This window comes from Anaplasma marginale str. Florida, assembly GCF_000215485.1.
GTDB lineage: Bacteria > Pseudomonadota > Alphaproteobacteria > Rickettsiales > Anaplasmataceae > Anaplasma > Anaplasma marginale.
Map to the genome: position 1 here is coordinate 1 of NZ_AFMS01000184.1, position 7,668 is coordinate 7,668.

2 protein-coding genes and 2 pseudogenes are annotated in these 7,668 nt (G+C 49.8%); all 4 read left to right on the top strand.

Translation table 11 applies throughout. The features are described from left to right. Positions 1 to 1,296: 1,296 nt before the first annotated feature. A complete protein-coding gene (gene gyrA / locus GAC_RS04995; RefSeq protein WP_010269688.1) occupies positions 1,297 to 4,005 on the top strand; it encodes a DNA gyrase subunit A in 2,709 nt (902 codons plus the stop codon). Beyond that, positions 4,005 to 4,636: pseudogene (nth, locus tag GAC_RS05000) on the top strand (endonuclease III). The gene gyrA and the pseudogene nth overlap by 1 nt, the downstream one beginning before the upstream one ends. Positions 4,637 to 4,988: 352 nt before the next feature. Continuing rightward, complete coding sequence (locus GAC_RS05005; RefSeq protein WP_010267354.1) at positions 4,989 to 5,594, top strand: hypothetical protein; 606 nt, start codon at positions 4,989 to 4,991, stop codon at positions 5,592 to 5,594. Between the two features lie 85 nt (positions 5,595 to 5,679). After that, a pseudogene (gene htpG / locus GAC_RS05010) lies at positions 5,680 to 7,598 on the top strand (molecular chaperone HtpG). Positions 7,599 to 7,668: the final 70 nt, after the last annotated feature.

Here is a 7,668-nt window from a genome sequence, read left to right on the forward strand (position 1 = left end):
CCATATAGCGAGTAGTGCAGGATGCATCGCATGGGACGCATGTCTTAGCTTAAGAGGTGCCGGTCCATCGGCAACGCTCGACGATATCTTGTTCGCACCGGCACAGCAAGCGCAAGGGGCCGCTCTTTAGCCAAAAAGTTTGCTGAAGACAGAAGGGGGAGGCGAAAAGCCTTTCCCTCACCAAAATTCTAAATCCAACCACAACAATTGCCTCCTCTATAGCGGAGAGTTTGATGTAAAGGAGTGTGCAGTCGTACTTTATTGTTGAGAGTTTTACAACGTTGTGACACACTCATATGTTATTAATTCCTTAACTTTGTGTGGTGTGTGTTATGGATGATAGTACTGCTATGCCGAATGGTACTGCTGGTGATGGGGGGACACCACTCTAGTGGTGTACGTGTTGCTTCTGCAGTTACTGTTGCGGACGATACTATATCTGGGGTAGAGAATTCCTCGCCAGATTAGGGTACACCTACGGGAGCAATCGATAAGCAATACAAACTACGCAAGGAACTTAGCGCTATCGACATAAACCGCAAAGCATACACAGCCCTCCGTGCCATCGATGAAAAGTACAGGCCTCGTACTGGGCCGCCTGGAGACGTTAAGAGCGCGCTTACCACCGTTGCACGATACGACTCGACACAGTCCAGTAAGCAACAACTAGCGGAGAATGCGGTACTTGGACAGTTACCAAGTGAAATACTTGGTTTTGTTGAGAATTACATCAGTATTGTTGATCGTGCTAAAAAACTGCGCTAGCCTCTTCTGCGGGTTCACTTAAGGCAAAGGACTCCTCTCGCATTCAAGGTACACCGAGTACACCTGCACAATCTGCTACTTCTCCGGGACAGAGGCCCACTGCTGCTGCGTCCGCACCTACGGCCACCAGAGGAAGCACAACGGGTGGGGGAGATGCCGCATCGACTGCGAGTGGAGGTACACCTACAGGCACCACCCCATTGACAACAATATCCAGCTATGCTTCAGTCACACCGGCACAATCTGCTACTTTGGGACAACGGTCCGTTGCGTAACCTGCTTCCATCCGCGACTTTAAACTGCGTAATTTGGTGATACGCTACGGTGCGTTTCAGATGTTGTGTATATCAGCTATGCCATACTTTGAGGTGTAATAGCCGCACGGCAACCGAGACAAGGCGTTGCTTGCTGGGGATGCGGGGCACATTTCAGACTTGAATTTGGTGTGTGTTCTGCAAACAATTGCCTTGACCTCGGTGATTCGGGGAATTAAGATGGGTGGTCTTATAGATTGTGGTGTTCCTTGTCCAGATGAGCGGGGGCGTTTTACCGGTTTCCATAGAGCAGGAGTTAGAGAGCTCCTACCTTTCTTACGCCATGAGCGTTATTGTAAGCAGGGCGATACCTGATATCCGCGATGGCTTAAAGCCCGTTCACAGAAGGATTTTGTACTCTATGTACAAGTCTGGGTATGATCACAACAAGCCCTACAAAAAGGCTGCCCGCGTTGTGGGTGACGTAATGGGTAGGTATCACCCTCATGCGGATACCGCCATTTATGACGCGTTGGTGAGGATGGCTCAGGATTTTTCCCTCCTGGTGCCGCTGATTGATAGCCAGGGAAACTTCGGTTCGATAGACGGTGATCCTCCCGCTTCTATGCGATACACAGAAGCCCGGTTGTCTGAGGCCGCGCACTTTCTACTTAATGACATTGACGAAGACACTGTAGATTTTCGTCCCAACTATGACGAGAATGAGGAGGAGCCCGTAATACTGCCTGCCGAGTTTCCAAACTTGTTGGTTAACGGCGCAGGTGGGGTTGCTGTTGGGATGTCCACGAACATTCCGTCGCACAATTTGGGTGAGGTTGTTGACGCGTGTGTAGCGTATATAGAGCGTCCTGAGATCACCCTGGACGAGCTGATGGCCATAATTCCTGGGCCGGACTTCCCAACCGGTGGGGTGATCATGGGAGACGCCGGAATCAGGTCTGCATTTGCCTCTGGTAGGGGCACCATAGTCGTTCGTGGTAGAACCCATACGGAAGAACTGCCTTCGGGTAGGCAAGCCATCATAATTGATGAGATTCCGTATCAGGTCAACAAGGCGAAGCTTGTCGAGAGGATTCACGAGCTTGTTAAGGAGAAAAAGATAGAGGGTGTTGCGGATCTTCGCGATGAGTCTAATAAATCTGGTGTGCGGGTAGCCATAGAGCTCAAGCGGCAGGTGGATTCTCAGGTGGTGCTCAATCAGCTTTTGGGGCTCACGCCTCTGCGCACGAGTTTTAGTATCAATACGCTTGTGTTGGAAAACAATAAGCCTCGGGTTATGTCTTTGCCCGAGATTATTGCCACGTTCGTTGACTTCAGAAAGGAAGTTATAGTCCGCAGGACGAGGTTCAGGCTCAAGAAAATTAGGGAAAAAGCGCACCTGTACATAGGGATGTATATTGCGGTGCTGAATATCGATGAAGTTGTTTCCATTATCAAATCCTCAAAGGATAGTGCGGAAGCTTCTGCCGCGCTGCGGGAGCGTAGATGGGCCCCCTCCGCGGATATTAGAAACATGATAGAGCTAGTGTCTGACAGTACTGGTGTTGTTGAGGGGGGGATGTACCAGTTAACCGTTCCCCAAGTCAAGGCTATTTTGGAAATGAGACTACAGCGCCTTACTGGGCTTGAGAAAGACAAGCTGGAGGCGGAACTGGAATCCATGGTTGCCTTGATCACCGAGTACACCAAAATTCTGAGCACGGATTCTCTGCTTATGGATATAGTCAAGCAAGGGTTGCTTGATGCAAAGGCGAAGCTTGCCACACCCAGGAACACGGCTATAGAGCAATCTGTTGATGAGATTGACGCGGAAAGCCTGATCCCCAAGGAAGAGATGGTCGTCACGGTTACCATGAACGGGTTCGTGAAGCGCGTAAAACTGTCTAACTACAGGGCGCAAAAGCGCGGTGGTAAAGGGCGTGTGGCCCAGGGCATAAAAGAAGAGGACGTCACCACTAAGCTGTTTGTGGTGGACACCCACACCAGCGTGCTATTCTTCTCCAATGTGGGTAAGGTATATAAGCTCAAGGTGTACAAGCTCCCATTGGGTGAGCCGAGCTCCCGCGGTAGATCACTAGTGAATATTTTCCCGCTCTCCGATGGGGAGACCATTACCAGTGTTATGCCACTTCCTAGCTGTGACGACGAGGTAGGCATAGCGAACCTCGATGTAGTATTTGCAACTGCCTCTGGCAACATACGGCGTAATGCACTGTCAGATTTTCAGTACGTTCCATCGAGCGGGAAAATCGCTATGGTTCTGACTCCTGGTGACCAGTTGATATCTGCACACGTATGCGGGTATGCTGATCATGTACTGCTTTCCAGTAGGTTGGGTAAGAGCATCAGGTTTGCCGTGAGTAATGTGAGGCAGTTTCGTGGAAGGACGTCAGACGGGGTTAGGGCTATCAGGCTTTCTGCGGGTGATCAGGTGATTTCTATGTCCGTGCTGCATGGCATAGAGGCGAGCTCTGAACTCAAGGAATCTTATCTGAAGATTCCGGTGGAAGCCAGGGTTGCTGCATCCCACAGTGGTGTGGTCAGTGATGAGGTCGCGCCAATGCTCGAGGAGCACACTATCGAACGAGAGCAATTTTTGGAGATGGCGTGCAGTGAGCAATTCATACTTACGGTAACCGAAAATGGGTTTGGGAAGAGGACATCTGCGTACGAGTATCGCATCACTTCCAGGGGTGGAGTAGGGGTCGTAAACATTCTAACTACGGTAAGAAACGGCAATGTGGTTGCCAGTTTTCCTGTGTCTCAGACCGATCAGGTTATGTTGATTACCGATAAAGGCAAGCTGATCCGTATAGCGGTGACTGATATCAGAGTTGTCGGGCGTAGCACTCAGGGTGTTACTTTGTTTAAGACCGAAAAAGGCGAAAAAGTTGTGTCTGTGGCCACTGTGGTTGATGGCAGCAAGGAAGAAGATGAAGAGCGGCCTTCAGGTGATGAAGAATAATGAAGGACGTTGATTTGCTCTTCGGTAGGTTTTCGGAGGATAACCCGCACCCACGCATAGAGCTGCGGTACCGGAATGAGTTTACCTTGCTGGTTGCTATAGTGCTGTCTGCGCGCACCACCGATGTTAGCGTCAATAAAATCACAGATAAGCTGTTCGATGTGGCGGATTCACCCCAGAAGATGCTAGCCTTGGGGGAAGATGGGCTGAAGGGTTATATCGACAGCATAGGGCTATACAACTCCAAGGCAAAGAACATAATAAAGCTGAGTGAGATAATTGTAAAAGATTATGGCGGGGTAGTGCCACAGGACTTTGATGCCTTAACTGACCTTCCAGGGGTCGGCAGAAAAGTGCCAGTGTGTTCTTGAATTCCGCGTTTGGAATTCCTGCTATCGCGGTTGATACGCATGTTTTTAGGGTGAGCAATAGGATAGGGCTGGTCAAGGAAAGTACTGTCCTAGGGGTGGAGAACTCGCTTAACAAGGTTGTTCCGGAAAAGTGGAAGCTGTATGCCCATCACTGGTTAGTCTTACACGGGAGGTATGTGTGCAAGGCGCGCGCTCCCCTGTGCCATAAGTGCATTATTAATGACTTGTGCGATAGCCGCGATCAGTGGTCTCAGAGCTAGTTAACTGCATGCTGGGTCTGCGGCGGCGGTTCCATACCCGTCGATGTGGTTTACCGTAGTTCCGGTTGTAGAGCTGAGGTTTTCTCGTGCTCTTGGGTTGCCATGGGGGGTTGCTACTAAGCCTCTGCCCAATATTATGGCACTGCTGTTCCTAATACGCGAGATTTGCTAAGTTGAGTGTATCACGGCGCTGGCATATTTCTTCGATGCGCTGCAGTGGCTGTTTGTATCCCGGTGGACCCGCGTTGCTGAGTCAATATCCGGTGCATTATCTCTGGATACCACCAAAACCTTGACTACGAGAATAGGTGTCACTACAGTACTATGGCGAGGTATGTGTTTGGTGTAGGTAATGGAAGGAGAGGCCGTCAGGGGGTTTTTCGTAAGATTTAGGGGGTTGGTTGTTGTTTTAGTGCTGCTTGTGCTGGGCGCCTCTGGGGCTGCGTTTCTGTTTGAGAATCGTCGCGAAGAGATGTTTGAACGAAGTGGTGACGCAGTATACTTTGCGTTAAAGGGTACCGGTGAGGAAGGCATAAAAAGCCTGGAGGAAGTATCGCGTGATGAAGGTGCAGGTGCCCATCTGGCGAAGTTTAGGTTGGCGCATTCCTATGTGAAGGATAAGAAGGATGTGGCTGCCGCGCGTGATATGTACGCGGAGCTGGCTGCGGTTAAGGGGCTTGCCCGTGAGTTGAGAGAGTTGGCTGAGTATTTGAGTGTTGTTTTGTCTATGAGTTTGGGTGAAACTGGCCCTGAGCTTGAAAGCAGGCTCATGCACCTTGCCTCGAGTAAGGATGGGGTATACAAATCTTCAGCAAAGGAGGCTTTGGTGGTGCTACAACTTAGGCGCAAGGATGTAAACTATGCCGTTAGTATTATGCGTGAAATATTGGGAGATACGGCCTCTAGCCCCGAGGTCAAAAGTAGTGTAGAGAGCCTGTTGAGAGTTTATGGCGATTAGATTTTTATGTGAGCAGGGCTTGAAAAATTCGTGCCTAATGGCTAGGTAGAGTAGAGCTGTTGGATTGGTTGGAGTAGGGGGTACTATGGGCGACGTCGAGGAGTTGAAATTTAGCGCTGAAGTGGGCAAGGTTCTGAGTCTTGTGGTCCACTCCCTGTACACTAATAAGGACATCTTCCTGCGCGAGGTCATCTCAAACGCCTCTGACGCCTGTGACAAGCTCAGGTATTTATTTTGCTCTGACCAAAGCCTCATGGAGGCGGGAGAAGAGCTGAGGATTGTTATCAGTGTAGACAGAGACAGGCGCGAGCTCACTGTGCGGGACAACGGTATAGGGATGAGCCGCAAGGAGCTGATAGACAACCTGGGGACTATTGCTAGTTCTGGAACCCAAAGATTCTTGGAGGAATTCAAGGGTGGCAAGGCGCAGGGGTGTGACCTAATCGGGAAGTTTGGCGTCGGGTTCTACTCGGTGTTTATGGTTGCAACCGATGTTGTTGTGGAGTCATGCAAGGCCGGGGAGAAAGTTGGCCACAGGTGGCAGTCTTCAGGCGACGGTGTCTTTTCCGTATCAACAATTGAAGGGGATGTAAGCAGGGGTACCAAGGTTATCCTAACACTCAGGGAAGACGAATTCGATTTTCTCGATAAGTTCCGCATTGAGCACATAGTGACCACATACTCCGACCATGTTGGTTACCCGATATACCTAATAGCGAGTGACGGCACCGAGGAAAAGCTCAATAGCGGGGTTGCGATATGGACAAAGCCGAAGGACGAGATTTCTGAAAGCGAACACATGGAGTTTTTCCGCTCTATTTCGCACATAGGAAGCAATCCGTGGATGGTAATACACAACAAGAATGAGGGGACTATAGAGTACATAAACTTGCTGTACGTTCCTTCTGTGAAGCCATTCGATTTGTTTCACCCGGACAGGCGGTGTTCTGTGAAGCTGTACGTGAATAGGGTGTTTATCACTGAAGATAACGTGCAGGTTATTCCGCAGTATATGCGGTTTCTTAGGGGTGTGATTGATTCATCTGACTTGCCGCTGAATATTAGCAGGGAGACTTTGCAGAACAATATGGTGATCGAGAAGATCAAAGCTTCTGTGACCAGGCGGGTGCTCACCTCACTCCGGGAAAAGGCGGATAGTGACCCGGTAAGTTACAAAACATTCTGGGAGAATTTTGGCCCGGTGCTCAAGGAAGGCCTGTGCGAGGCAATGGATACCGAATCTAGGGAGTCAATCCTCTCCGTGTGTAGGTTTTATAGCAGCAACAGCAAGGAGGGGGAGCTTATAAGTCTGGGAGATTACATATCCAGGATGAAACCCGGGCAGGAGCACATTTTTTATCTATCTGGGAATGACCTTGAATCCGCAATGCGCAGCCCGCAAATAGAGGGAATGGTCAGTAATGGGATTGAAGTGGTGCTGCTTGTGGACCCGGTGGATGACTTTTGGACTAGCGTGGTGCTTGAGTATAAGGGGGTGCCGTTTAAGTCTGTGACGCGGGTGGACGAGAGCGACCTGGAGAAGTTTACCGAAGGTGATGACCAGCAGAGCACAAAGAAGAAAAAAGGAGAAAAAAAGACACTGACGACGCACAGCAGAAGGAAAATGTGGAGGCCTTTATCGATTACATGAAAAAGGTGCTGGGGGATTCTGTAAGTGATATAAAAGTTTCGCGGAAGCTCACCACTAGCCTCGTGTGTCTTGCCGTGCCGGAACACGCGTTGGATATTAGAATGGAGAGATTCTTGAGAGAGCAGAAACAGCTTAGTTACAAGGGCAGCAGGATACTCGAGCTCAATATTAAGCATCCCGTATTGAGTGGGCTGCTCAGGGAATACAAAGACAACGGGGAGAGCGAATTGCTAGAGAACATGGTGCATGTTCTGTTCGATCAGGCCTGCATCATAGAGGGCGAAGAAGTCAATAGCGCGGTTGATTTTGCAAACCGCATGAATCAAGTGCTGGCTAGACTGTTCAAGAAGTAGAGGTGTGCGCTTATATACCAACCCACGAGTTTTTAGGATTGAGAAGAATGCCTGCAGCCAGATAGCTCGC